The sequence below is a fragment of the Curtobacterium sp. Leaf261 genome (genome assembly GCF_001422205.1).
GTDB lineage: Bacteria > Actinomycetota > Actinomycetes > Actinomycetales > Microbacteriaceae > Curtobacterium.
In genome coordinates this window covers 764,822-789,377 of sequence record NZ_LMMJ01000001.1, presented here as the reverse complement: position 1 = coordinate 789,377, position 24,556 = coordinate 764,822, and the positions used below count along the sequence as shown (strand labels likewise).

Annotated in this window: 18 protein-coding genes and 1 pseudogene; 6 read left to right on the top strand and 13 right to left on the bottom strand. The window is 70.6% G+C overall.

Going from position 1 to position 24,556, the window contains the following annotated elements:
• Positions 1-248: 248 nt before the first annotated feature.
• Genes ASF23_RS03395 through ASF23_RS03380 form a run of 4 tightly spaced genes read right to left on the bottom strand, consistent with a single transcriptional unit; the run spans position 249 to position 4,876 of the window.
• Positions 249-1,271: a MupG family TIM beta-alpha barrel fold protein gene (locus tag ASF23_RS03395; RefSeq protein ID WP_055948772.1), complete on the bottom strand. Its 1,023-nt coding sequence runs from the start codon at positions 1,269-1,271 to the stop codon at positions 249-251.
• Positions 1,271-3,046 carry a PTS transporter subunit EIIC gene (locus ASF23_RS03390; RefSeq protein ID WP_082473752.1) on the bottom strand — a complete coding sequence of 592 codons (1,776 nt, stop codon included), beginning with the start codon at positions 3,044-3,046 and terminating at the stop codon, positions 1,271-1,273. The genes ASF23_RS03395 and ASF23_RS03390 overlap by 1 nt, the downstream gene beginning before the upstream one ends.
• A gap of 28 nt (positions 3,047-3,074) precedes the next feature.
• Positions 3,075-3,983, bottom strand: coding sequence for an N-acetylmuramic acid 6-phosphate etherase (gene murQ / locus ASF23_RS03385; protein WP_055948769.1), 909 nt, complete (start codon positions 3,981-3,983; stop codon positions 3,075-3,077).
• Between the two features lie 5 nt (positions 3,984-3,988).
• The gene (locus ASF23_RS03380) at positions 3,989-4,876 is read right to left on the bottom strand and encodes a MurR/RpiR family transcriptional regulator (RefSeq protein ID WP_055948765.1); all 888 of its coding nucleotides are present in this window, start codon (positions 4,874-4,876) and stop codon (positions 3,989-3,991) included.
• Between the two features lie 131 nt (positions 4,877-5,007).
• Here ASF23_RS03380 and ASF23_RS03375 point away from each other — a divergent pair, with 131 nt between their 5' ends.
• Together ASF23_RS03375 and ASF23_RS03370 are read left to right on the top strand one after the other, a co-directional pair.
• Positions 5,008-8,481, top strand: coding sequence for a TM0106 family RecB-like putative nuclease (locus ASF23_RS03375; RefSeq protein ID WP_055948762.1), 3,474 nt, complete (start codon positions 5,008-5,010; stop codon positions 8,479-8,481).
• Between the two features lie 184 nt (positions 8,482-8,665).
• Positions 8,666-9,610 carry an NADP-dependent oxidoreductase gene (locus ASF23_RS03370; protein WP_055948759.1) on the top strand — a complete coding sequence of 315 codons (945 nt, stop codon included), beginning with the start codon at positions 8,666-8,668 and terminating at the stop codon, positions 9,608-9,610.
• Between the two features lie 178 nt (positions 9,611-9,788).
• Here ASF23_RS03370 and ASF23_RS03365 read toward each other — a convergent pair whose 3' ends face one another.
• On the bottom strand, positions 9,789-10,754 hold the full coding sequence (locus ASF23_RS03365; protein ID WP_055948756.1) for a diacylglycerol/lipid kinase family protein: 966 nt from the start codon (positions 10,752-10,754) through the stop codon (positions 9,789-9,791).
• 172 nt (positions 10,755-10,926) lie between these two features.
• On the opposite strand from ASF23_RS03365, the gene ASF23_RS03360 reads away from it, so the two are divergent.
• From ASF23_RS03360 to ASF23_RS03345, 4 genes are all read left to right on the top strand, one after another.
• Positions 10,927-11,928 carry an SPFH domain-containing protein gene (locus ASF23_RS03360; protein ID WP_055948753.1) on the top strand — a complete coding sequence of 334 codons (1,002 nt, stop codon included), beginning with the start codon at positions 10,927-10,929 and terminating at the stop codon, positions 11,926-11,928.
• Positions 11,925-12,524: an AAA family ATPase gene (locus ASF23_RS03355; protein ID WP_055948750.1), complete on the top strand. Its 600-nt coding sequence runs from the start codon at positions 11,925-11,927 to the stop codon at positions 12,522-12,524. Before ASF23_RS03360 ends, ASF23_RS03355 begins: the two co-directional genes overlap by 4 nt.
• Before the next feature lie 53 nt (positions 12,525-12,577).
• Positions 12,578-13,360, top strand: coding sequence for an aldo/keto reductase (locus ASF23_RS03350; protein WP_055948745.1), 783 nt, complete (start codon positions 12,578-12,580; stop codon positions 13,358-13,360).
• Positions 13,361-13,554: 194 nt separating this feature from the next.
• A complete protein-coding gene (locus ASF23_RS03345) occupies positions 13,555-15,687 on the top strand; it encodes a prolyl oligopeptidase family serine peptidase (RefSeq protein ID WP_055948742.1) in 2,133 nt (710 codons plus the stop codon).
• A gap of 15 nt (positions 15,688-15,702) precedes the next feature.
• On the opposite strand, the gene ASF23_RS03340 is transcribed toward ASF23_RS03345, so the two are convergent.
• The 8 genes and pseudogenes from ASF23_RS03340 to ASF23_RS03315 form a co-directional block, all read right to left on the bottom strand.
• Positions 15,703-16,113 (bottom strand): type II toxin-antitoxin system VapC family toxin, encoded by a 411-nt coding sequence (locus tag ASF23_RS03340; RefSeq protein WP_055948739.1) that lies wholly within the window; start codon positions 16,111-16,113, stop codon positions 15,703-15,705.
• The gene (locus ASF23_RS18120; protein ID WP_156364085.1) at positions 16,110-16,343 is read right to left on the bottom strand and encodes a hypothetical protein; all 234 of its coding nucleotides are present in this window, start codon (positions 16,341-16,343) and stop codon (positions 16,110-16,112) included. Before ASF23_RS18120 ends, ASF23_RS03340 begins: the two co-directional genes overlap by 4 nt.
• A gap of 65 nt (positions 16,344-16,408) precedes the next feature.
• Positions 16,409-20,041, bottom strand: a complete 3,633-nt coding sequence (locus ASF23_RS03335) for a DEAD/DEAH box helicase (protein WP_055948736.1) — start codon at positions 20,039-20,041, stop codon at positions 16,409-16,411.
• Positions 20,042-20,291: 250 nt separating this feature from the next.
• Positions 20,292-21,725 carry an amino acid permease gene (locus tag ASF23_RS03330; protein ID WP_055948732.1) on the bottom strand — a complete coding sequence of 478 codons (1,434 nt, stop codon included), beginning with the start codon at positions 21,723-21,725 and terminating at the stop codon, positions 20,292-20,294.
• A 279-nt stretch (positions 21,726-22,004) separates the two neighbouring features.
• Positions 22,005-22,556 (bottom strand): annotated as a pseudogene (locus ASF23_RS03325) (DUF3618 domain-containing protein); the annotation flags it as partial.
• Between the two features lies 1 nt (position 22,557).
• On the bottom strand, positions 22,558-22,779 hold a 222-nt coding region (locus tag ASF23_RS17670; protein ID WP_156364145.1), incomplete at its 3' end, for a DUF3618 domain-containing protein.
• Entirely contained in the window at positions 22,776-23,237 is a 462-nt protein-coding gene (locus ASF23_RS03320; protein WP_055948730.1) for a phage holin family protein, read from the bottom strand. The genes ASF23_RS03320 and ASF23_RS17670, both read right to left, overlap by 4 nt.
• A complete protein-coding gene (locus tag ASF23_RS03315) occupies positions 23,234-24,142 on the bottom strand; it encodes a hypothetical protein (RefSeq protein ID WP_055948727.1) in 909 nt (302 codons plus the stop codon). The genes ASF23_RS03320 and ASF23_RS03315 overlap by 4 nt, the downstream gene beginning before the upstream one ends.
• Positions 24,143-24,556: the final 414 nt, after the last annotated feature.

Genomic DNA, 24,556 nt, shown 5'->3' with positions numbered 1-24,556 from the left:
ATCGACCGAGGTGACATCGGCGAGGAGCGAGACGGCAGGTCGTCCCACGGCTTCCTGCTGTTCCGGCTCGATCCTTGCATGAGTGAGTGTCATGTTGGAAGAGGGTGAGGCTCACCCCATCATGGGGACATCACCCGGCCTGAGTCTGACGGCAGGTCGTCCCGTTCGCGCCGGACCGACGCTCACGATGCGGGCTGGTCTCCGCGCGTTCGAGTCATTGTCCAGGGCCGGCCCGAATCTCGCAGTCATCAAAGCTGCAACGCCACCCCAACGCCACCCGAAACCTCGACCACCTCGTCAACTCGCCCCACCACAGCTACCCGCTCATCCCCAGGCAGATCCCGCAGCACCACAGCCACCTCCCCGCAGTACCTCCCCGCCGATGCCGACTGCATCGTGACGGACCCGCGCGGCCGAGCCTGACCCCCGACGACAGGCAACGGCAGCCCCGCGAACCGGGAGCGTGACTGCTCGAACCGGATCAGTGCCTCGGCAGCATCGACCCGGTTCCGATCGGGAAGCGCCAGAGCCTCCAGCACCAGGGGATCAAGCCCCGGAGCGGCCAGGCCGTCCAGCACGATGAGACCGGAGCTCACGAACGACCCCAGCCGCGACCACGAGTGCGAGCTCAGCGCCGGATCACCCACGTACACGTCGTCCACGCCGGCGTCGACGAGCGCGACCGCCTGGGCCAACGGAGACGCGCTCCGATGTGCCTCGACGGTCGGCAGCCCCTCGCCGAGCGGACCTCGACGGACGGAGTCACCAGCGACGAACGCACCGACGCGCCATCCGAACGAGCGGGCGACGGCCACCGACGACGCGACCGACGACAGCGCCAACCCGGTCCACTCCCGTGGGTAGAAGTTGTGGATGAGTTCGATGTCCAGGTCAGCGAACGGCGCAAAGTCGGCAGCGCGAAGGGTGCTCGCATTCAGGGCGATCGGCAGCACCGTAGCAATCGCCCGGATGGATTCGACCGAGAACCCGAAGTCGATCCGCACCCGAGCGATGCCGATCGAGCGCAGGAACTCCCACGGCGAATCACCGAGCAGCCGCGCCGTGTTCGGCGAGACGTCCGCCACCACGGCCAGGCCCGATGCCGCCGCCGCACCCACCACCGCCGTGGCGACGGCACGCGCCGACTCGGGATCGTCCTCGGGGATGTGCAACGAGGTGAACGCGAGCGTCGCCCCGGCCTCCGCGGCCGCCGAGAACGTCGACGCTGCCAGGTCGGCGTGCGCCAGGTACCCGCTCGCCCCGAGCCGCATCAGCGCGACGAACCAGCAGACGACGACCCAGCGGCAGCGCCAGCAGACGACGACCCAGCGGCAGCGCCAGCAGACGCCGACCCAGCAGCAACGCCAGCCGCCGCCGAGCCAGCAACACCGGCACCAGCGGCGGAAGCCGAGCCACCAGCACCGGTAGAAGCAGCAGCCCCAGCCACCGCCCCCGCCGACGCCTCAGTGGCATCCGCCGGCACAGCCGACGACACCACATCGAGCGGCGCCCCCGGAGCCGACTGCGCCTCGAGGTCAGCCCGCACCGACGCCGACACTCCGAACAGCAGCGTCGCCAGGAACCCGACCACGTACGCGGTCACGAGCCCCGAGCCGTACCCGAGGATCGCCCAGCCGTATCCCGAAGAGCCGTTGAGTAAGGGCAGGAGCGACAGGTCCGACGCGCCGATGGCGATCGCCCCGACCGAGTGCCCGAGCTGGTCGAACAGCCCGACGACCCCACCACCGAACGCCCCGCCGATGCACGCCGTGATGAACGGCCGGCCGAGGGGGAGCGTCACACCGTAGATGAGCGGCTCGCCGACCCCGAGGAGCCCGGCCGGCAGCGCACCACGGATCGTCCGGGTCAGGGCAGCGTTCGACCGGAACCGCAGCCAGAGCGCGACGGCGGCACCGATCTGCCCGGCACCACCCATCGCGAGTACCGGCAGCAGCACGGTCCACCCCGTCTGGTCGATGAGCGTCGTGTGGATCGGCGTGAGGGCCTGGTGCATGCCGGTCATCACGAGCGGCAGGAACAGCCCGCCGAGCAGGAACCCGGCGAACGCCCCGCCGTTCGCGAGGAGCCACGTCGCCGCAGCACCGATCGCGACGGAGACGACACCGGCGACGGACATGAGGACGCCGAGCGTCACGGACCCGGCCACGAGGACGGTCACGAGCGGCACGACGATGAGCGCGATGACGTCGGGCGTGTGCCGGCGCATGAAACGCTCGACGTACGCGGCGATGATCCCGCCGGCCATCGCCGCGAGCACCCCGCCCTGCCCCGGTGCGAGCGTCTCGCCGAACACGCTGACGTTGGCGACGCCGGCCGCCACGATGATGCCGCCGACGGCACCACCGAGGATCGGCGTCCCACCGAACTCCTTGGCGGCGTTCATCCCGACGAACACCGCAAGCAGCGACAGGAACCCGCTCGACAGCACCCCGAGGAACGGCGTGATCCCGGGCAGCCACCCGAGGTTCGTCAGGATGCCGTTGATCCCGGCGATGAGTCCGCACGCGATGAGCGCGGGGATGAGGGGGATGAAGATCGCGGAGATCTTCCGGACGGCGCGCATGGTGCGGCCGTCCGACCGACGACGCGCGGACGCCTTCATCGCGGCACCGCGCGCCGCGAGCTCCTCGGGCGTCGCCCCGGCCGGGGAACCGCCAGCACCGCCAGCAGCACGAGGACCGCCGCCAGCTGCGCCGCCAGACCCACCGTCACCATCCGGACTGGAGGCACGCCCCGCGCCCGCCCCGCCACCTGCGGTCGCGAGCGACGGGGCGGCGGTGCGCAGTCCCTCCAGGCTGTCGGCGACCCGGTCCACGAGACCCGGACCGAGCACGATCTGCAGGTTGGATCCCGCGGCGATCGCCGCGATTACCCCGTCGGTGCCCCGCAGCGACGGCAGGTCGACGGCCTCGTCGGACACCACCTCGACGCGGAGTCGGGTCATGCAGTTCTCGACGTCGGCGATGTTCGCGGACCCGCCGACGGTGTCGAGGATCTGCTGTGCAAGCTGCTGGGCATCGGTCATTCGGGGACTCCTCGGGAGGGATGAACGGTCAGGAGAGGACGGCGCGGAGGGACCCGTCGGCGGCGTCTAGGCGGTCGCGGGCTGCTGCCGCGGAGAGGCCGGTGAGGAGCACGGCGATGGCCGTCTTCACCTCGCCGGATGCGTCGCGGAGGGCGGCGTCGACATCGGCGTCCGCAGCGCCGGTGACGTCCTGCACGAGCGAGAACGACCGGGCAGCGAGCTTGGCGTTCGTCGCCCGGACGTCGACCATGCGGTTGCCGAACGTCTTGTGCCGACGGAGCATCGCGAGCGTCGTGAGCATGTTGAGGACGAGCTTCTGCGCCGTTCCCGCCTTGAGCCTGGTCGACCCGGCGATGAACTCGGGGCCCACGACGACGTCGATCGCGATGTCGGCGATCTGCCCCGCGGCCGAACCCGCATTGCACGCGACGGAGACGGACGTTGCGGAGCGGCGCCGTGCCTCCCGGATCGCTGCGAGCACGTAGGGCGTCCGGCCGGACGCGCTGATCCCGACGACGACGTCGCGGTCGGTCAGGCCAAGTGCGTCGAGGTCGCGGACCGCGGCCGCTTCGTCGTCCTCGGCGCCCTCGACGGCGGTCGTGATGGCAGGTGTGCCGCCGGCGATCACGCCGACCACCATGCCGGGATCGGTCCCGAAGGTGGGCGGGCACTCGCTGGCATCGAGGATGCCGAGTCGGCCCGGCGTGCCGGCCCCGACGTAGACGAGTCGCCCGCCCGCCCTGAAGGCGTCGGCGATGCGGTCTGCCGCTGCGGCGATGGCCGGGAGGCACGGCTCGACTGCTGCAGGCACGCTGCGGTCCGCAGCGTTCATGCGTCGGGCGGCCTCGAGCGTCGAGACGAGATCGATGTCGTCGAGGCTCGCGTCCGTCGCCTCGGTGGTCAGGGTCGCGAGTTCCTCGCGGAGGTCGTGGCTCATGGGGCTCAGTTCCGGTGGTGGGTGCGGACGGCGTCGCGGCTGCGCGCCAGGAGGGGACGGGATCGGGCGTCGGTGCGCTGGGCGACGACGACGAACAGGGCGTCGACGATGGCGAGCTGGCTCATCCGACTGCCCATCGCTGCGGGGCGGAGGTCGCTCTCGGCGCCGGCGACCCCGAGGAGGACGCGCACGGCCTGCTTTGCGAGCGGGGCGTTCGCGTGGCCGGTGATCGCGACCACCGTGGCGTCCTGGGCGGCGGCCTGACGGGCGACCTCGAGGACCTCGGTGGTGGTGCCGGAGTGGCTGACGAGGATGACGACGTCCTCGCTCCCGACGACGCTCGCGAGGGTCAGGGCGTTGTGCGGGTCGTCGGCGATCGAGCTCGCGATGCCGATGCGCTCGAGTTTCAGGTGCAGGTCCCGCGCGACGAGACCGCTCGCACCGACGCCGTAGAGGACGACGCGGCGGGCGTGTTCGATCGCGTCGGCAGTGCTCGCGAGGGCCGCGGGGTCGAGGGCTGCGCGGGTGTCGGTCATCACGGCGCGGACGTCCTCGGTGACCTTCGCGATGACGGTGGCGACGTCGTCGTCGACGTGCACGCCCGCGTGGATCTCGGCGTGCTCGTGGATGCCGCGCTCGACGGCGCGGGTCATGCTGCGCTGGAGCTCGGCGTAGCTCGCGAAACCGAGGTGCCGGGCGAAGCGGGAGACCGTTGCGGCGCTGACGGCCGCGCGGGCTGCGAGTTCGGCGGCGCTGCCGTTCGCGGTGGCGTGCGGGTCGTCGAGCATCCTGTCGGCGATCGCGCGCATGCTCGTCGGCATCGTGACGGACTGCGTGCGGACGAGGGCGAAGGCGTCAGCGCGGTCGGGGCGTGTGGTGGGCGACGGTGCCATGCAGACCATGAAAGCGCATTGCACTCGAGTTCGCTAGGGGTGAAAGCAGATTGCGCTGCGGCTGCACTTGCGTGTCACCGCCTGGCGCTACCGTCATCGTCGGGTCCGAGAGCGGCCGGAGGGGGAGCGCCATGTACATCGACACCGACGGTCACGCCGTCACGAGTCCGTCCGACCTGAGCACCTGGGCGACCTGCGAGTGGGCGTTTCTCCGCCGCCTCGACGTCAAGCTGGGCCGGGCGGAGCCCATCGCCGAGGTGGCGGACGACATGCTCGATCGCACAGCCCGGCTCGGCGATGAACACGAGCGCCGGTTCCTCGACGAGCTCAGGCGGACCAGGGACGTCGTCGAGTTCGAGCGACCGACACCCGATCAGTACGACGCGGCAGCGCAGGCAGCCGTCGATGCGATGCTGGCCGGGCGCGAGGTCCTCTACCAGGCGACCTTCCACGACGACGACTTCATCGGCTTCTCAGACTTCCTCATCCGCAACGACCGCGGGGAGTACGAGGTCTACGACACCAAGCTCGCCCGCCACGCCAAGATCTCCGCGCTGCTCCAGGTCGCCGCCTACGCCGACAAGATCGCCGACCGCGGCATCCCCGTCGGTGCGCAGGTCCATCTCATCCTCGGCGACGGCACGACGACGACCCACGAGCTCGCCGACATCACCCCGGTGTACCGCACGCAGCAGGCGCAACTCCGCCGCGTCATCGCCGAGCGCCTCGCTGAGACCGCGCCGCTGGAGTGGGGCGACCCCCGCTACACGAGCTGCGGCCGATGCTCGATCTGCCAGACACAGGTCGAGGAACACCGCGACCTCGTCCTCGTCGCCGGCATGCGCCTCGACCAGCGCGCACGCCTCATCGCCGCCGGCATTCCGACCATCGACGCACTTGCAGCAAAGGACAACACCAACAAGGCGAGCGCGATCCCGGGCATCAGCGCGGCGTCACTCCACAAGCTCGTCCGTCAGGCGCGCCTCCAGACCGAATCGGAACGCGACCATCTCGGGGACGCGCCTGGATCGACCAAGCGACCCCGGATCGAGGTCCTCGACGCTGGCGCGCTGCGAGCGATCCCTCAGCCCAACGCGGGCGATGTCTTCTTCGACTTCGAGGGCGACCCGCTCTACACCGAGAACGGGCACGACTGGGGGATCGACTACCTGTTCGGCCTCGTCGATGTGCATGCCGAGTTCACCGCGTTCTGGGCGCACACGATCCGCGAGGAACGGAATGCACTCGAGCAGTTCCTCGCGTTCATCCGGGAGCGCCGTGCGCAGCATCCCGGCCTGCACATCTACCACTACGCAGCGTACGAGCGGACGCATCTCCTGTCGCTCGCCGCGCGGCACGGCATCGGTGAGGAGGACGTCGACGACCTCCTCCGCGACAACGTCCTGATCGACCTGTACCCGATCGTGCGGAAGGCGCTGCTCATCGGCAGCAAGAGCTACTCGATCAAGAAGCTGGAGCCGCTCTACATGGGCGAGGACCTGCGCGAGGCCGACGTCACGAACGCGGCGGACAGCATCACCGCCTACGTCCGGGCGATCGACGAGCTGCGGACCGGTGATGCCGTCGAAGGGCAGCGGATGCTCGACGACGTCGCCGACTACAACGAGTACGACTGCCGGTCGACCCTGCGGTTGCGTGACTGGATGCTGACGTTCGCGCCTGCCCCGGTCCCGGTGCGCGAAGATGACCAGCTCGACGTCGAGATCCCCGAGATCGTCCGCGAGCCCGACCCCGTCGCCGTCGAGCTCGAGGCCCGGATCGCCGGGATTGACGCCCTCGACCGCACGCCAGACCAGACCGCGATCGCGCTGGCCGCCGCCGCGATCGACTACCACCGCCGAGAGGGCAAGAAGTTCTGGCAGGAGCACTTCGACCGGCTCCGCAACCCGATCGACGAGTGGGCTGACACCCGCGATGTGTTCGTGGTCGAGCAGGCGCACATCGAACGCGACTGGGCCAAGCTGCCCGGCAAGCGCACGTTCTCCAGGGAGTTGCGGTTGCTGGGCGCGCTCGCCCCCGGCAGTCGGCTTCGGCCTGGAGGCGCGCCCCACCTCGTCTACGACGAGCCGCTTCCGATGTCCATCACCGCGTTCGGGCCGGGGATGCGTGGGGCGTCGAGCAAGTCGACCGTCCTCGAGGTCGGGACCAACGGCGACAGCGTCGAGGTGCTCCTCGTCGAGACGGTCGGCCAGGGGCAGGACGGGCACGAGGACCGGCCGGTCGCGCTGACGCCACAGTCGCCGCCGCGGGCGAAGCCGCAGCCGGAGGCGATCTCGGAGTGGGGGCGTGGCATTCTCTCGGCGGGCCCCGCATTGCCTGCGGACCCTGCGCTCGATCTGCTCCGTCGGGTGCCACCGCGCGGGCCGGTGGTTCCGATCGTCGACGGTGACACGGTGTCTGCGGTCGTGGCGACGCTGCGCGGGCTCGACATGTCGTACCTCGCGATCCAGGGGCCTCCCGGGACGGGCAAGACGTACGTCGGGTCGAACGTCGTCGCACGGCTCGTGAACGAGTTCGGGTGGAAGGTCGGTGTCGTCGGGCAGTCGCATGCCGTCGTCGAGAACTTCTTGTCGGCGGTCGTCGGCAAGGGCGTTCCGGCTGACCGCGTGGCGAAGATCCCGCAGTCCGGCGCATCGTCCGAGGCCGTTGCGGCTGCGCCGTGGACGCCGCTCAAGAACAACGGTGCGCTGGCCGCGTTCCTCGCTGGGCCGGGCGCGACCGGGGGAGTCGTCGGCGGGACGGCGTGGACGTTCGCGAACGCCAACGCCGTCGAGCGCCGTTCCCTCGACCTGCTCGTGATCGACGAGGCGGGACAGTTCTCGCTCGCACCGACGATCGCGTCCTCGGTCGCTGCGACGCGATTGCTGCTGCTCGGGGATCCGCAGCAGTTGCCGCAGGTGAGTCAGGGGTCGCACCCGGAGCCGGTGGACCAGTCTGCGCTCGGGTGGCTGGCGGACGGGCACGATGTGTTGCCGCCGTCGCTCGGGTACTTCCTGGCGCAGACGTACCGGATGCATCCCGCGCTGACGGCTCCCGTGTCGGCGCTGTCGTACGACGGGGCGTTGGAGTCCCGGGCGCCCGCTCGTTCTCTCGACGGGCTGTCGCCGGGGCTGCACCCGGTGCCGGTGTCGCACGTCGGCAACACGACGTCGTCGCCAGAGGAGGCCGCGGTCGTGGTGTCCACCGTGGCGTCGGTCATCGGGCTGCCGTGGACGGCCGACGGAGTGACGCGGCCGCTCACGGACGAGGACGTGATCGTCGTCGCGCCGTACAACGCGCAGGGGGCGCTGATCCGAGAGGCCCTCGATGCTGCCGGCTACCGCGGGACGCAGGTCGGGACGGTAGATCTGTTCCAGGGGCGCGAGGCCGTCGTGTCGATCGTGTCCCTGGCGGCCTCGTCCGCGGCGGACATCCCGCGGGGGCTCGACTTCCTGCTGATGCCCAACCGGTTGAACGTGGCGATCTCCCGGGCGAAGTGGGCAGCGTTCGTGGTGCATTCGCCCGGGCTGACGACGTCCCTCCCGACGTCGATCGCCGGCCTGTCCCTGTTGTCGAGGTTCATCGGCCTCGTCGCGCTGCAATGAGATGTGCCGAACTGTCGGGTTGACGTCTCCACCCGACAGATGGGCACTTCTCGTGCGCTCGACGCGAGGGGCGAACCGGACTGCAGCCGCGCCTCCAGTCCGACACGTCGGGGCAAGCACGAGACCGACCGCACCACAGGGACCACCGGAGCGCATGATCAGCCCACCCGCGTAGACCGGACCGATGAAGGTCATCGGAGTCACCGAGTTCGGAGGGCCTGACGCCCTCGCCATCCACGACGTCCCGGAGCCGCACGCCGGCCCGGGCGAGGTCCGCATCCAGGTCAGGGCATTCGCTGTGAGCCCGACGGACACGGGCGTCCGCGAGGGCGGGCGGGACCTCAGCCAGGCCGGAGAGCCTCCGTACGTGCCGGGCATGGACGCTGCCGGCATCGTGGACGAGGTTGGCGAAGGCGTCACCGAGTGGAGCACCGGGGACGAGGTCATGGCGATCGCACTCCCGCTCCGGGGACACGGCGGCGCCTACGTCGAGCAGCTCGTCGCACCCGTCGACTCCATCGCGCGCATCCCGGCGGGTACCTCGTTCGAGGAGGCCAGCACCGTCCCGATGAACGGCCTCACGGCGGTGCAGATCCTCGAGAAGGCCGGACTGTCGCAGGGGCAGACCCTCGTCGTGACGGGTGCCGCCGGGCTCCTCGGGAACTACGTCGTGCAGCTCGCCGAACAGCAGGGCATCGTCGTCATCGCGGACGCTGCGGACAAGGACCGGGCGCTCGTGGAGTCCCTTGGCGCCGACCACGTCGTGCCGCGTGGGGACGAGTTCGTCGCAGCCGTGCAGGCCATCGCGCCGCACGGTGTCGACGCAGTGGCGGACACGGCCCTGCTGCACGAGGACGCAGTTCCGGTCCTCCGCGACGGTGGGGTGTTCCTCGCGGTGCGCGGTTGGCAGGGCAACGGGGAGCGCGGGATCCGGTTCGAACAGGCCGCGGTGTTCGACGAGTACCACTCGCAGGCCAAGCTCGACCGTCTCCGGCAGGACGTCGAGGACGGCGTCCTGACGCCCCGGGTCGCCGAGGTCCTGCCCGCGTCGGAGCCCGGATCCGCAGCGGATGCGCACACGCGGCTCGCAGCCGGTGGCGTGCGGGGGCGGTTCGTCCTCGTCTGGTGAGCGTCACCGGGTCTCTCGGCGACGCCCGGGTGACCCGGCGCACATCGAGACGTGCCGAAGTGTCGGGTAGCCACGCGCACCCGACACTTCGGCACTTCTCGGCGCCGAGCCCGAGCCCGAGCGCGACGCCGAGCCCGAGCCCTAGCCCGAGCCAGACCGCAGCCAGCCGCGCCCAGCCCTACGCCCCCGCCGGCACCTTCACCCGCAGCGCACCCTCGTCCATCCGGATGCGGTACCCGCGCGCCTCGCCGAACGGATCCCCGTCGAGCTCGAGCTCCTGCGGGTGGCGGAACCGGACGGTGAGCTGCTTGCCCTTGACGTAGTTGAGCGCGTCGATCTCGGTGTTCTTGAAGAACTTGCCGAGCGGAGTCCGGCGGATGATCCCGTTCTCGAACACGACCTTGGTGATGATCTGGATCCAGTTACCGATGCCGTTCGGCTTGAGCAGCAGGATGTCGAACAGGCCGTCGTCGACCGAGGCATCGGGCAACAGGAGGATGTTGCCCTGGAGGGTCCCGCAATTGCCGACGATGAGCGTGTGCGCCCGGATGGAGGATGGCTCGCCGTCGTCGAGCTGGTAGCGGACGTGCAGCTGGTTCTTGTCGCGGAGGGCGGTGAAGATCGCCTTGACGTAGGCGAGCCAGCCGATCTTCGCCTTGAGGTCCTCGTCGGTGGCGGCGAGCATCTTGGCGTCGAGTCCGACCCCTGCCATCACGAGGAACGCGTGCTTGCGGACGGATGACGACGACGAACCGGATCCTTCGCGCACCTCGATCCGCCCGAGGTCGATCGCCCGCTCGTCGCCCGTGAACGCGGTGTGGATGGAGTGCTCGACGTCGTCCAGCGTCAGGTTCATGTTCCGCGCGAGGAGGTTGCCGGTGCCGGACGGCAGCAGCGCGAGGGTGATGTCGTGGTCGGCGAGGGTCTCCGCCACGATCCGGACGGTGCCGTCGCCGCCGGCCGCGATCACGAGGTCCACCCCGGCGTCGATCGCCTCCTGCGTCGCCCCGCGGCCCGGGTCCTCCTTGCTCGTCTCGCACCAGAGGGTCTCGTCCCAGCCGGCTGCGGACTCCTCCTTCTGGACGATGGCGCGAACGGCTTCGAGGTCGATCTTGACGGGGTTGTACACGACGGCTGCGCGCATGGGGGCTCCTGGTGTTGCCGGGGGTCGCTGATCTGCGGGTCCGTACAGTCAACCGGAGCACGCCTGTGTCCGCGCCGTCGCGCGCCGGAGTTGTCCACAGGTCGGCCGCCGCGGCCGCTGCGAACCGCGAGTTCGGGCAGAATCGTCCCACCAACCTTCCTTGGGGGAACCGATGTTCGTCGCTGCTGCTGTCTTCCTGATCCTCGCGCTCGTCGCGGTCTACTTCCGGTCTCGTGAGTACCGGACGCCCGCCACGCCGGCGACCCTGAACAACCCGGGGCGGCCTGCAGCGGTCAACACCCGCCCGAACACGGTCGCGCTCTGGGTCGCGATCGCATTCGGGATCCTGTTCATCGGCTTCGGGCTCGCGAGCACCGTCTACGCACAGGACACCGGTGAATCGAAGGTGCAGGTCGACATCTCCGGGAACATCGTCGGGCAGACCACCGAGTCCGGGTTCCACTTCAAGGCGCCGTGGGCGACGCTGCACACGTTCAACATCCGGAACCAGACCGTCACGTACATCAACGCGACGGGCGGGTCCGACTCGGACAACAACGGCAACACGCGCTCGGGGCCGTACATCACGGTGCAGGACAAGGACGGGGTCTCGTCGAACGTCAGCCTCAACCTGCAGTACAGCATCGACGCCCGTTCCGTCACGAACATCTACCGCTCCTACAAGACCGAGGACAACTTCAAGACGCAGTTCATCGGCAACTCGGTGCGGAGCGTCGTGCGGCAGGTCCCGAACGACTTCACGACGATCCAGCTCATCACCAAGCGCGGCTCGGTCGAGAAGGCGATGATCACCGCCCTCGAGCGACGCTGGAAGGGATCCGGCGTGCACGTCGACAACTTCTCACTGCAGGAGATCACGCCGCCGAAATCCGTCACGGCCTCGTACGCGGCGGCCCAGCAGGCGCAGATCCAGGTCACGAAGGAGCAGGCGCTCCTCGACGCCAAGAAGGTCCAGGCGCAGCAGCAGGTCGCCGAGGCGCAGGGGCAGGCCGACGCGAACGACGTCCTGAACGGGCACCCGCTCTCCGACGCGGCGCTCAAGCAGCGGGAGATCGAAGCGCTCAAGAGCGCGGGTGAGCACGGGTCGCTCATCGTCGTGCCGCAGGGGAGCAACAACATCCTGAACCTGCCGGGGACGTCGGCGGCGCAGTGAGCGACATCGGCGCGGGTCCGGCGGGATCGGACGGGAGGCACGACACGGGTGTCGAGGTCGTCCTCCTCAACGGGACGGTCGGCTCCGGCAAGTCCACCGTCGCGGACGCGCTCGCCACCCTGGCGCAGGAGCGGGGTGTGGCGCACGCGGTGATCGACCTCGACCACATCCGACGGGGCTGGCCGTCGCCGGAGGGCGACCGGTTCAACAGCGCGATGCTCCTGGCGAACCTCCGCGACATGGTGCGGAACTTCCGGACGGCTGGGGCATCGCGGTTCATCCTCGCGGGTGTGCTCGAGGACCCCGCCGAGGTCCGGTCGTTCCGCAGCGCGCTCGGTCTCGGTGCGGACCCCGCGTCCGATCACGCATCGACCGGGTTGCTCATCGTCCGGCTCGTGGCCGACGACGCGACGCTCCGACATCGACTGCACCGGCGGCACGAGGGACAGCCGGCCGAGCTCGGATGGCATCTGCACCGGGTGGGTGAGCTCGCGGACATCCTGGCGTCAGCGGGGGTCGACGACACGGTCCTCGAGGTGGGGTCGGCGTCGCCAGAGGATCTCGCCCTGCAGGTGTGGGCGCTCGCCGGCTGGTGATCGAGGCGCATTTCCTCCGCATCTGATGTCCGGGTGGCGAGTAGACAGGGTTCATGGCAGACACCTATCGCGAACCAGCCGTCACCGTGCAGCACGGGAGCATGCCCCTCCTCGGGTTCGGCACGTGGCAGATCCCCGACGACGAGGCCCCCGCCGCGGTCGGCGCAGCCCTCGAGTCCGGCTACCGACACATCGACACCGCGACCGGCTACTCGAACGAGCGCGGGGTCGGTGCGGCGATCGCATCCTCCGGCGTCGAACGCTCCGACCTCTTCGTCACGACGAAGCTCCCGCCGGACCACGCGGGACGCGAGCGCCAGACCCTCGACGAGAGCCTCGAGAAGCTCGGCATCGACCAGCTCGACCTCTGGCTCATCCACTGGCCGCCGAACGGCGAGGCGTCCCCCTCGGTGTGGGAGGCGTTCATCCAGGCGCAGCAGGAGGGCCTCGTCGCGAACCTCGGTGTGAGCAACTACTCCCTCCAGCAGATCGACGAGCTCACCGCGGCGACCGGCGTCACACCCGCCGTGAACCAGGTCAAGTGGAGCCCGGCTGAGTACGACTCGTCGTTCGCCGCCGGGCTCGCCGAGCGCGGGGTCGTCCTCGAGGGCTACAGCCCCTTCAAGGCGAGCAACCTGCAGGACCCGACCCTGGTGTCCGTCGCCGCGGAGCACGGCATCGACACCGCGCAGGTCATCGTCGCGTGGCACGTCGCCCACGAGTTCGTGGTGATCCCCAAGTCGTCGCAGCCCGAACGGATCCGGTCGAACGCCCTCGGCGCGACGGTCGTGCTCTCCGATGACGAGGTCGCTTCGATCGACGCCCTGGGTTCCTGACCCCGATCCGGTGTGAGAGGTGCCGAAGTGTCGGCTGGCGCGCTGGACCCGACAGACAGGCACCTCTCACCGGGACACGCGGCCAGCAAGCCCGCCGCCCGGCGACCGCCGCCCGCCGCCCGCCCCCCGCGGCCAGCAAGCCCGCCGCCCGACGCCCGACGCCCGCCCTCAGGACGGCGGCATAGGCTCGTTCGGTGTCCGACTCCACGTTCTCCAGCCTCGACCGGTTCCTCCACACGCCTCGCGTCACCGGACTCGTCCTGAGCCCGGACGGCTCGAGGCTCGTCGCGACCGTGTCGACGCCCGACCGGGCGATGTCGAAGTACGTCGACGCGCTGTGGGAGATCGACCCGGCGGGCGTCCGGGCGCCCGTGCGCATCACCTTCTCGACCGAGGGCGAGTCCCAACCTGCGTTCGCTGCGGACGGCTCGCTGCTCTTCGTCTCCGGCCGGCCCGATCCGCAACACCCTGACGACCCGACCGAGAAGGCACTCTGGCGCCTGCCGCTCGTCGGAGAGGCGTGCGTCATCGCCTCGTCACCCGGCGGTCTCTCCGCACCTGTCGCCACGCGGAACGGCCACGCGGGCACGGAAGCAGCAACCGACGAGGACACGGACACAGCGGTGCACCGGCCGACCGTCCTGGTCTCCGGGTCACGACTCGTCGGGTCCGCCGACGCCGACGAGGACCAGGAACGCCGCGCAGCGCGCAAGGACCACGGCATCTCGGCGATCCTGCACGACGGCATGCCGATCCGGTACTGGGACCACGAACTCGACGACACCTCGGCACGCCTGTTCCTCGTCGGTCCGGACGGAGCCGTCCGCGACCTCGCGCCGGACGCAGGACAGTCACTCCGCAACACCGACGCGGACCTCGCCGCCGACGGCACCTTCGTCCTCGCGGCGTCGATAGAGCGCGTACCTGCCGGACGTTCGCACACCGTGATCGTCCGGATCGAGACCGCGGGCGACACTGTGGACGGTGCGGCGACCCGCACGGTGATCGCCGACGAACCGGGCGACGACTTCTCGCATCCGAGGATCGCTCCGGACGGCTCCCGCTACGTCGTCGCACGCCGGACTCGTGGCACGTACGACACGCCGCATACCGAGGGTCTCGAGATCCGGTCGCTCGTTGCGGCGGGGGACGTCCCTCCCGACCCGATCGCCGTCGACCTCCGCGACGTCGACGCGACTGACGTCGTGTGGTCCGCGGACGGCGCGGTCCTGTTCGTCAGCGGCGATCTCGACGGCGCCGGGGCGGTCCTCACGATCGACCCGTGGACGGGGCGGATCCTCCGACGCCTCGCGTCGGACGCGGCCTACTCGAACCTGCAGCCGACCCCGGACGGGCACTCGCTCTTCGCACTGCGGTCCTCGATCGACCGTCCCGCCACACCGGTTCGCCTCGAGCTCGAGCTCGAGGACCAGGACCCCGAGTTCCTCGCCGCGCCCGGGGACGTGGCCGAACTCCCGGGGACGCTCCGCCGCGTCGCGACCGAGGTGGACGGCGTCATGGTCCCCGGCTGGCTCTGCCTGCCGCACGGCGCCGAAGGGACGGACGGGAGGCCCGGTGCCGGTCACGACACCGGTCCGGTTCCGCTGATGGTCTGGATCCACGGCGGGCCGTTCTCGAGCTGGAACGCGTGGAGCTGGCGCTGGAACCCGTGGCTCGCGGTCGAGCGCGGGTACGCGGTCCTGCTGCCCGATCCTGCGCTCTCGACCGGGTACGGGTACCAGGCGATCGCGAGGGCCTGGCCGCACCGTGCCGGCATCGTCTGGAACGAGGTCGAAGCACTGCTCGACGCCGTCCTCGCCGACACCTCCTTCGGACTCGATGGCGAGCGGACAGCGCTCCTCGGCGCGAGCTTCGGCGGGTACATGACGAACTGGATCGCCGGGCACACCGACCGCTTCGACTGCATCGTCACGCATGCCGGGCTCTGGTCGCTCGATCAGCAGCACGACACCACCGACGCCGCGGAGAACAAGAACGGGCTCTTCGACACCGAGTCGGAGCACCCCGACTGGTACGCCCAGAACTCCCCGGACCGCACGGCGGGGGACATCTCGACACCGATGCTCCTGGTGCACGGCAACCGGGACTACCGGGTGCCGATCTCGGAGGCGCTCCGGGCGTGGTGGGACCTGGTGTCGGGCTTCGACGGTCCGCCCGAGGACATGCCACACCGGTTCCTGCAGTTCACGAGCGAGAACCACTGGGTGCTCAGTCCATCGAACGCCCGCGTGTGGAACGACACGGTCCTCGCGTTCGTCGATCAGCACGTGCGGGGTGGCGAGCCGCTCTCGTCACGGATCGACTGACCCCGAACGCGACGGTCACACGGTGGCCGGTTCGGCAGAGGTGACCTGCACGGTCTGCACGCCGATGGAGCGTGCCGTCGCGAGGAGCGCTTCGTCGAAGGTCGCCAACTCGGCGCCGGTACAGAGCGATGCATGGAGGACGACGGCGTCAGGCATCCGGAGCCCCCACCGCCCCCGCAGCTTCGCGAGGAGCACCGTGTCGTCGGCCGTGAGAGGTCGCACGTGCACCCTCATGGCGCCGAGCAGCTCCAGGACGCGGTGATGTGTTCCCTCCCGAGCGGGGCGCACAAGGGATTCCGCAACGGTCAACGCGCTCATCGTCATCCCCTCGGATCGATGGTCACGGAAGATCGCGAGGGCGCGCCGGTGGTGCACGTCGTTCCAATCGCACAGCGCGATGAGGACGCTCGCATCGAGCACGATCATTCTGGCCATTCGTTCCGGAGCATCCGGAGGAAGCCGTCTTCGTAGAGGCCTGTGGCAATTCCTGCGCAGCTCTGGACGGCCTCCATGCGGGCCCGAGCGGACTCGGGGTCGAGTGCGCCGGGTGGGCGAGGAACGCTCCAGACGGGCCCGTCATCGGCGTTGCGGACGGCCAGCCGAGCGGGCTGTGTCCGCGGTGGTGCGCTGTTGCCGATGGTGAGTTTCGTCGTCATCCGGCGACGGTAGCAACGCCGCGTCCGCGGACCCGACTGTCTCGTGTCCCTCGTGAATACCGGCGTCAGTCGGCGAGGAGCCCGCGGACGTCCTCGGCGGCGAGCGCTCCGGAGAACGTCGCGTCGTCGTCGATCATCGCGTCGAAGAGCTCGCCCTTCCGTTCCGCGAGCGCGAGGACCTTCTCCTCGATGGTGTCGTTCGCGATGAGCCGGTACACGTTCACCGGCTTCTGCTGGCCGATGCGGTGCGTGCGGTCGATGGCCTGTTCCTCTGCCGCAGGGTTCCACCACGGATCGAGGATGAACACCGTGTCGGCCTCGGTGAGGTTCAGCCCGAAGCCGCCGGCCTTCAGCGAGATCAGGAACGCGGGAGCGTCGCCGGTCCGGAAGCGGTCGATGACGTCCGCGCGGTTCGTCGTGGAGCCGTCGAGGTACTCGTACGCGACTCCGGAATCGTCGAGGCGTGCGGCGACGAGCCGCAGGAACGAGGTGAACTGGCTGAACACGAGCGCTCGACGGCCCTCGGCATGCAGCTCCTCGAGTTCGGAGACGAGCAGGTCGAGCTTCACCGAGACGACCGGCGCTCCGTCTCCAGAACCGGTCTCAGACCGAGAACCGGCCCCAGAACCGACCCCAGCCCCGGCACCTGACCCGGACGGCACCGGGTCGTCCGGGTCGAACTCCGGCCGCGCGACGAGCGCCGGTGACAGCGCGAGCATCCGGAGCAGCGTCAGGGAGCGGAACACGATCATCCGGTGGCGGTCGATGTCGTCGAGCAGGTCGAGGAGTTTCAGCCGCTCCCGCTGCAGCACGAGGTCGTACTGCGCCCGGTGCGCGGGCTCGAGGTCGACGCGGAGGACCTGCTCCTGCTTGGCGGGGAGGTCTGCAGCGACGAGCTCCTTGGTCCGCCGGAGCATGAGCGGACGGATGCGGCGCCGCAGCCGATCGATGAGCGCGGTGCGGGCCTCGCCGGCGACGTCGGGAGAGTCCGCGGGCTTGACGTAGTCGTCGGTGAAGCGTGTCGAGCTCGACAACAGCCCGGGTGCGACGACGTGGAACAGCGACCAGAGGTCCATCAGCCCGTTCTCGAGCGGTGTCCCGGTGATGGCGAGCTTGAACGGTGTCCGGAGCTCGGACGCACACCGATGCGCCTGCGAGGACGCGTTCTTGACGAACTGGGCCTCGTCGAGGATCAGGCCGGCCCAGTCCTCGCGCTGGTAGGCCGCGAAGTCGAGGCGGAAGAGCGCGTACGACGTCACGACGATGTCGGCGTCGGTCGCCGCCCGGGCGATCTGGCCGCGGCGCTTCGTGCTCGTCGCGGTGACGGTCCGGACGGTGAGGTCAGGCGTGAACCGTGCCGCCTCCGCGGCCCAGTTCGACACCACCGACGTCGGCGCCACGACGAGGAACGGTCGGGAGGCCCACCCAGCGCCCACCCCGTCAGCGCCCGCCCCATCAGCGCCCGCCCCATCAGCGCCGACACCGCCGACATTCGCTGCCGCGAGCCGCACGTGCTCGATGAACGCCAGCGTCTGCAGGGTCTTGCCGAGCCCCATGTCGTCGGCGAGCACCCCGCCGAGCCCGTGCTCGTGCAGGAACGTCAGCCAGGCGAAGCCCTCTCGCTGGTAGGGCCGGAGCTCGGCGTGCACCGTGTCCGGCACGGGGACCTCAGCGACCGCGGAGCTCTCCGCCGTGGCGTCCTGGAACCGCAGGAGCCCCCCGACGGTCCGCCGCCACCGGTCGTCCTGCACGGTCTCGTCGGCGATCTGGTCGAACTCACTCCAGAGCCCCGCCTGGTAGGGACTGATCCGGAGCCGCCCCGGTTCCCACTCGTCAAGCTCGCCGGCCTGCTCGATCAGGTCCTTGAGCGCGTCGAACGCCGGGTGCGCCAACGACATGTAGGTGTTGTCGACGAGCTTCAGCTTCTTGTGCCGCTTGGCGAGTGCGGTGATGAGCGGTGTGAACGGCACGGTCCGCCCGTCGACCGTGACGAGGATCCCGAGGTCGAACCAGTCGCGGTCCTCGGACTCCATCGTGGTGACCGTCAGCAGCGGCGGCTCGGTGAGTTCGCGGTAGTCGGGGTGCTTGCCGACGACGCGCACCCGTACGTCCGGCCGGTCCTGCAGTGCCGGCAGGGTCGTCGCGGCGAACGCAGCGGTCTCGGCGCCGTCGAGTGTCAGGTCCTCGAACCACGACAGGGGCGTCCCGTCCGGCTGCGACGGAGGCTCGAGCGCCGAGAGGTCCGGGAGCGGCCCGTGCATCGACGGCATGTCCCGTCGGCCGTCGACGTGCCACCGCCACACGAGCTGCAGTCGGTCGTCCGGCTCGAACGTCGCCGTGAGCACGAGCGTCGGCGGTGTGCGGTCGGGCAGCTCGAGCGCGCCGTCGGAGCTCACGAGGTCGACCGCCCCGCGCAGCTGTGTGGCGTACCCCGCCACGAACTCGTCGATGTCGTCCATGGGGACGATGATGCGTTCTCCGCGGGTGAGGAGTCGGCGCTGCTCCTCGTCCAGTGGAGAACTCGTCGGGGCGAGGGTGATGTGGAGGGAGGGCGCTCGCCGGAACGCGTACACGCCGTGTGTCCCGATCACCCCCGAGGCGCCGGGTGCGATCGGACGGCCGTCGATGACCACGCCCGCCGTCAGTGCCAGGGCGGCGTCCTCGTCGCGCGTGGCGTCGAGCGTGACCCGGGCCTGCTCCGCGATCGAGATCGACGCGGCAGACGGCCCGGACGGCCCGGACGGCCCGGACGGCCCGGACAGCCCGGACGGCCCGGAAGGACCGGACGAACCCGCCCCGCGCGAAGCCCCGCGCCCGCCCTTCGCACCGGCTGCCACGAGCGCGATCCCGAGCCGGGCGGCCTCCGTGAGCAGCGGCCAGAGGAGCGGCGAGGCGAAGTCGTCGAGGAACAGCCAGTCGGTCTCGCCCGGCGTGTACGCACTCCGCGCCGAGCGGTGGAGCGCCGCGAACTGGCCGAACCACGCGTGCTGGTCCGGGTCGATCGACAGACGGTTCATCGAGTACGGCAGCGAGGTCCAGCTGAGGTCCCCTCGGACCCAGTTCCCGGCCCTGCTCAGGGTGACCGGCCGCACACCGAGGCGGACTCGTTGCCCGGCCCCGGGCCTCCCGTCCGATCCCGGAAGGCCCCTGCGACCGGCGGCCGCACGCCCGGCCGAACCGTCCACACCCGCCGTCGCGCTCGCGCGTCCCACGCCACCGGCCGCAGCGCGTGCGGCGAGCCGGCCGGGCACCAGGTCGCGCAGTTCGAACTGGAGGCCCATGGCGGCCGACCTGTCCGACTCCGGTCCGTCGATCCCCGCGATCCGACCGAGGGTGCGCTTCCACTCCTGGTCGGCGCCGGGTGTGGGCGGCGGAGCGATCGGTGCCGCAGCGGCGAGTCCGGCCGTGTTCAGCTGCAGGAGCGCCGCGGCGACGTGCTTGCAGTCACCGCCGAGCGGGCACGTGCAGGAGCTCCGGGCCGGACGGATGAAGTCTCCACGTGCCGGGACCATGTCGATGCCGACCTCGTACGGGGTCGTGGAACTGCCCTGGACGCGGGCGCGGACCGTGCGGTCGTCCTCGTCCCACGCGACCGCGGTGACCTGACCGCCGAGCAGCTCGTTCTTGGCCCGGTCGAACGCCTTCGGCCCGACCAGCCGGATGACGTCGACGGCATCGACGAGCGGGGCTGCGGGCATGGGTCCATGGTGTCAGGGACCGCCGACCTCCCGCGACCGGGTCCCCGCGCGAGCCGGGTCGAGCCCCGAGCGGTTTCCGGCGGAAGCGACAGGATCGGCGGAAACCTCGGGCGGATCGGTCGGTTTGGGGGCACAGCGACCGATTCGCGGCAGGCGGCGGCGCGGCAGGCGGCGGTGGGGCAGGCGGCGGCGCGGCAGGCGGCGGTGGGGCAGGCAGGCAGGCAGGCACGCAGGCACGCCGGCCGGCCGCCTACGCCTGCTCCGCGCCCTCCTTGGCCAGCTCGCTGTGCCGCCGCGAGTACCCGAAGTACACGCCGAGGCCGATTGCGAACCACACCGCGAACCGCACCCACGTCTCCCACTGCAGGAACGTGACGAGCCAGAGCGACGCGATCACCCCGATCACCGGGATGACCGGCATGAACGGCAGGCGGAACTGCCGGTCGAGCTCGGGCCGCTTGTACCGCAGGACGATCACGGCGGAGCAGACGACGACGAACGCGAGCAGGATGCCGATGTTCGTGAGCTCCGCCACCGTGCCGATCGGCAGGAGCCCCGCGAGCACCGCAGCCGCACCTCCCGCGATCCAGGTCACGCGCGTCGGGACCTTCCGGACGGGGTGCACCTTCGCGAACCACTTGGGCAGGAGGCCGTCGCGGCTCATCGAGAACCACACGCGCGAGACGCCGAGCAGGAACGTCAGGAGCACCGTGATGATGCCGACGATGGCCCCGATGGCGATGACGTTCGCGATCCCGCCGAGCCCGACCGACGCGAACGCCGAGGCGAACCCCGACGTCGGGGCGATGTCCGAGTACTTCTGCATGCCGGTCAGCACGAGGGTCGCGAGGACGTACAGCACCATTGCGATCGCCAGGGACAGCAGGATCGCCTTCGGCATGTGCTTCCTGGCGTCCTTCGACTCCTCGGCCGCGGTGCTCATCGCGTCGTACCCGAACACCGCGAAGAACACCGTCGCCGCACCGGTCATCACCCCGCCGAAGCCGTAGGGGAAGTACGGGTGGTAGTTGCCGCTGTCGATGTGGAAGACCCCGAGCACCACGATGAGGACGACGAGCGCGACCTTGATCCCGACGGCCACGAACTCGAAGCGTGCCGCACTCCGGATGCCCCGCGACAGCACGAACGCGGTCAGCAGGCAGAGGAGGATCGCGAACACGTCGACCACGTGCCCGTCTCCGGTGCCCGGAGCGCCGAGCATCCAGTGCGGCAGGTCGAGCCCGAACTGTCCGGCGAGGAACTGCACGTACCCGGAGATGCCGATGGCGACCACCGCCACGATCGCGGTGTACTCGAGCAGCAGGTCCCAGCCGATGAACCAGCCGACGATCTCGCCGAGCACCGCGTAGCCGTAGGTGTAGGCGCTCCCGGCCTTCGGGATCATCCCGGCGAACTCGGCGTAGCTCAGGGCTGCGGCGGCGCTGGCGATGCCGGCGACGAGGAACGACAGGAGCACGGCCGGCCCGGCGATCTGGTTCGCGACCTGGCCGGCGAGGGTGAAGATACCGGCGCCGATGATCCCGCCGACACCGATCGCGGTGAGCTGCCAGAGCCCGAGGTGCCGGGAGAGTCCGTTCGACTCGCCGCTCGGGTCGTCGTCGATCTGCGAGATCGGCTTGCGGCGGAACAGCAGGGCACGGGTGGATCTCGACGGCGTCGTCATGCCCGACATCCTGCCCGCTCACAGCGTCCGCCGCACGTCGGGTCCTCCCGTCACGCGGGAAGGGGTGGGGTGCGGGGTGCCGGGTGCGTGGTCGGGGGGACCGGTTCTGTGCCAGGGAGCGTCATTTGCGGCAGGGAGTCCCTCGGCGCGTTGACGCCCGCTGGGGCAGAACCGTTCCGCCGCCCGGCGAATGGACCGGTCCGGCGCGCGACATCCGCCCGCCAGAGGCAGCGACCCGCGTCGATCACGCGGGTCGCGCCTCCAGGCCGGGTGCGCTGGTCAGGCTCCCTGCACGTCGTCCTTGGCGTGCTGGGCGCTGTCCTTGACGTCGGCGGCGGACGACTGCGCGTCGTCCTTCACCGTCTGCGCGGCGTCCTGCGCCGTGTCCTTGAGGTCGCTCGCGTGCTGCTGGGCCGAGTCCTTCAGGTCCGAGCCGACGGTCTGTGCCGACTCCTTCACCTGGTCGACGAGCGGCGCCGCCTTCTCCTTGAGGTCGCCGGCGAGATGCTCCTCCCGGTCGGACGAGGGGATGAGCGCGGATGCGAGCCAACCGGCTCCGAACGCGATGAGACCGACCGCGAGCGGGTTGCCCTTGGCCTTGCCCACGGCGCGGTTCGCGGCGTCCTTGGCCGAGTCGGCCGCGGAACCGGCCGAGCCGGACGCGCTGCTGGTCCCGGCCTGGACGCTGGACTTCGCGGAACTGGCGGCGCCCATCACGCTCTCGCGGACGGACTCGAACCGGCCCTTGACCTTCTCGGTCTGGCGGTGGGCGATGGACGACGGGTTGACCTTGTCGGCCAGCGCGTCGACGTCGGACCCGAGGTTGCCCCGNCTCGTTCCTGTACTTCCTGCTCGCCGGTGTCATGGCGCTCGTCATCCGGGCGCAGCTGTTCATCACGCTCTCGCGGACGGACTCGAACCGGCCCTTGACCTTCTCGGTCTGGCGGTGGGCGATGGACGACGGGTTGACCTTGTCGGCCAGCGCGTCGACGTCGGACCCGAGGTTGCCCCTGGTCGCCTCGATCTCGGCGCGGATCTCGTCTGGGGTGCTCATGCGTTGCTCCTCGTGTTCGGCGTCGAGCCGGTCGGCGTCGCGCTGTTCTTCGTGCTGTTCGGCTTCAGGGCGTCCGGAATCTCCTTGACGGTGTCGGCCGTCTGGGGGAGCCCTGTGATCTGCTTGAGCTGCTTGCGGCCCTGGATGGCCAGGATCGCGGTGACGATGAGGTAGACACCCGCGATGATCAGCGCGGACCAGGCGTTGCCGACGAGGTACCCGAGGGCCCACCACGCGGCGATGGAGATGAAGAACAGCACGTAGAGGCCAGTGACCCCCGCGCCGCCGAGCATCCCTGCACCCTTGCCGGCCTTCTTCGCGGACTCGGCGACCTCGGCCTTCGCGAGCGCGACCTCCTGGCGGAAGAGCGTCGAGATGTCCTTCGTGACGTCGGTCAGCAGCTCCCCGAGGGGTGTCGTGGCCGCACGGTCCTGCGGGCTCGGGGTCTCGTCGCTCATGCGGTGGGCCCGCCGTCCTGCTCGTGCTCGTGCTTGGTCTCCGCGGCGAGGGCCTTCGTGAGCCGACCGGCCAGGATGCCGGCGCCGGCCGCGATGGCGATGAACGTGCCGGGCTTCCGCGCGGCGAACGACTTCACCTCGTCGAGGAGCGACCCGGGGTCGCGGCCCTCGAGGAAGCCGGCGAACGAGCCGGCCCGGTGCGAGAGGTCGCGGACGACCTTCTGCGCGATGCCGTCGTCGTCGGACTTGTCCGCCATCGACGACAGCTGGTCGCTGAGGGTCCGGAGCCCACCAGCGGCACGCTCCTGCTGCTGACCCGCCTGCTCCTTGATCCCCGCGGACGCCTGTCCGTAGAGCTGCTTCGCGTGGTCGGTCGCCTCGGACGCGACACGCTTCGCCTGGTCCTTCGTGGTGCCGGCGACGTCGGAGGCGGCGCTCTTGGCGTCCCCGGCGACGTCCGCCGCAGCGCCCTTGGCCGCGTCGGCCTTGGCTGAGGTCTGCGAGGAGGTGTCGGCCGAGCCGGACCCGGTGGTCGACAACGAGCCGTCGGCGTCCGAGCCGGACGGCATCGGCGGCAGCGGGTTCGAGGCGAGACCCTCGCCGAACTCGGGGACGATCGCGTCGGGAGCGCCGACGGGGTCGACTGCCCCGGAGCGGCCCGCGGCCGCGGAGCTACCCTGCGTCTCCGAGGGGTCCGACCCGAACGCCGGGATGTGCACGCCCGGGAACGATCTCGGGGTGTCCGCGTCGAGCACGTCGAGCTCGTCGCGGTCGAGCACGTCGCGATCGAAGTCGTCACGGTCGAGGTCGTCGAGCTCCTCGCCGCCGACGGAGGGTTCCGGGACCGCCCTGGAGTAGATCGGGGTGTCCTGGGGGCTGTCGTTCTCTGGTGGGTACGTGCTCATGACGTTTCCTTCCCTGTGGCCGCCGCGCGAACGTCGATCGCTCCCTGCGGCACGCGGCCCACCATGCTCGCCCGTCACCCCGGCGGCATGGAGATCGCCCGGTCATGGTCGATTCCCGCCGAGACGCGCCCACGATGGCCGCATACCGCGCACAGCGATCGAACCTGGGCCTCCGGGCGAGGGCGGTGAGGACCATCCGGGTGGAACGGTTCTGTGCCAGCGAGCGTCAATTGCGGCAGGGAGTCCTTCGGCGCGTTGACGCCCGCTGGGGCAGAACCGTTCAGCGCCCGGGACGGCCGGAGCCCGCGCACGGGACCGCCGGGACCGCCCGGACCGCCGTGACCGCCGTGACCGCCGGGACCGCCGGGACCGCCGGGGTCAGCGCCGCGGTCGCCGAGGCCGCCCGGACCGCCG

What these genes read in the sequence shown, in the direction of transcription:
- ASF23_RS03395 (WP_055948772.1), bottom strand. Translation starts at nt 1,271, where the DNA reads ATGCGGCTCGGGGCGAGCGGGTACCTGGCGCACGCCGACCTGGCAGCG.
- ASF23_RS03390 (WP_082473752.1), bottom strand. Translation starts at nt 3,046, where the DNA reads ATGACCGATGCCCAGCAGCTTGCACAGCAGATCCTCGACACCGTCGGC.
- murQ (WP_055948769.1), bottom strand. Translation starts at nt 3,983, where the DNA reads ATGAGCCACGACCTCCGCGAGGAACTCGCGACCCTGACCACCGAGGCG.
- ASF23_RS03380 (WP_055948765.1), bottom strand. Translation starts at nt 4,876, where the DNA reads ATGGCACCGTCGCCCACCACACGCCCCGACCGCGCTGACGCCTTCGCC.
- ASF23_RS03375 (WP_055948762.1), top strand. Translation starts at nt 5,008, where the DNA reads ATGTACATCGACACCGACGGTCACGCCGTCACGAGTCCGTCCGACCTG.
- ASF23_RS03370 (WP_055948759.1), top strand. Translation starts at nt 8,666, where the DNA reads ATGAAGGTCATCGGAGTCACCGAGTTCGGAGGGCCTGACGCCCTCGCC.
- ASF23_RS03365 (WP_055948756.1), bottom strand. Translation starts at nt 10,754, where the DNA reads ATGCGCGCAGCCGTCGTGTACAACCCCGTCAAGATCGACCTCGAAGCC.
- ASF23_RS03360 (WP_055948753.1), top strand. Translation starts at nt 10,927, where the DNA reads ATGTTCGTCGCTGCTGCTGTCTTCCTGATCCTCGCGCTCGTCGCGGTC.
- ASF23_RS03350 (WP_055948745.1), top strand. Translation starts at nt 12,578, where the DNA reads ATGGCAGACACCTATCGCGAACCAGCCGTCACCGTGCAGCACGGGAGC.
- ASF23_RS03340 (WP_055948739.1), bottom strand. Translation starts at nt 16,113, where the DNA reads ATGATCGTGCTCGATGCGAGCGTCCTCATCGCGCTGTGCGATTGGAAC.
- ASF23_RS18120 (WP_156364085.1), bottom strand. Translation starts at nt 16,343, where the DNA reads ATGACGACGAAACTCACCATCGGCAACAGCGCACCACCGCGGACACAG.
- ASF23_RS03335 (WP_055948736.1), bottom strand. Translation starts at nt 20,041, where the DNA reads ATGCCCGCAGCCCCGCTCGTCGATGCCGTCGACGTCATCCGGCTGGTC.
- ASF23_RS03330 (WP_055948732.1), bottom strand. Translation starts at nt 21,725, where the DNA reads ATGACGACGCCGTCGAGATCCACCCGTGCCCTGCTGTTCCGCCGCAAG.
- ASF23_RS03320 (WP_055948730.1), bottom strand. Translation starts at nt 23,237, where the DNA reads ATGAGCGACGAGACCCCGAGCCCGCAGGACCGTGCGGCCACGACACCC.
- ASF23_RS03315 (WP_055948727.1), bottom strand. Translation starts at nt 24,142, where the DNA reads ATGAGCACGTACCCACCAGAGAACGACAGCCCCCAGGACACCCCGATC.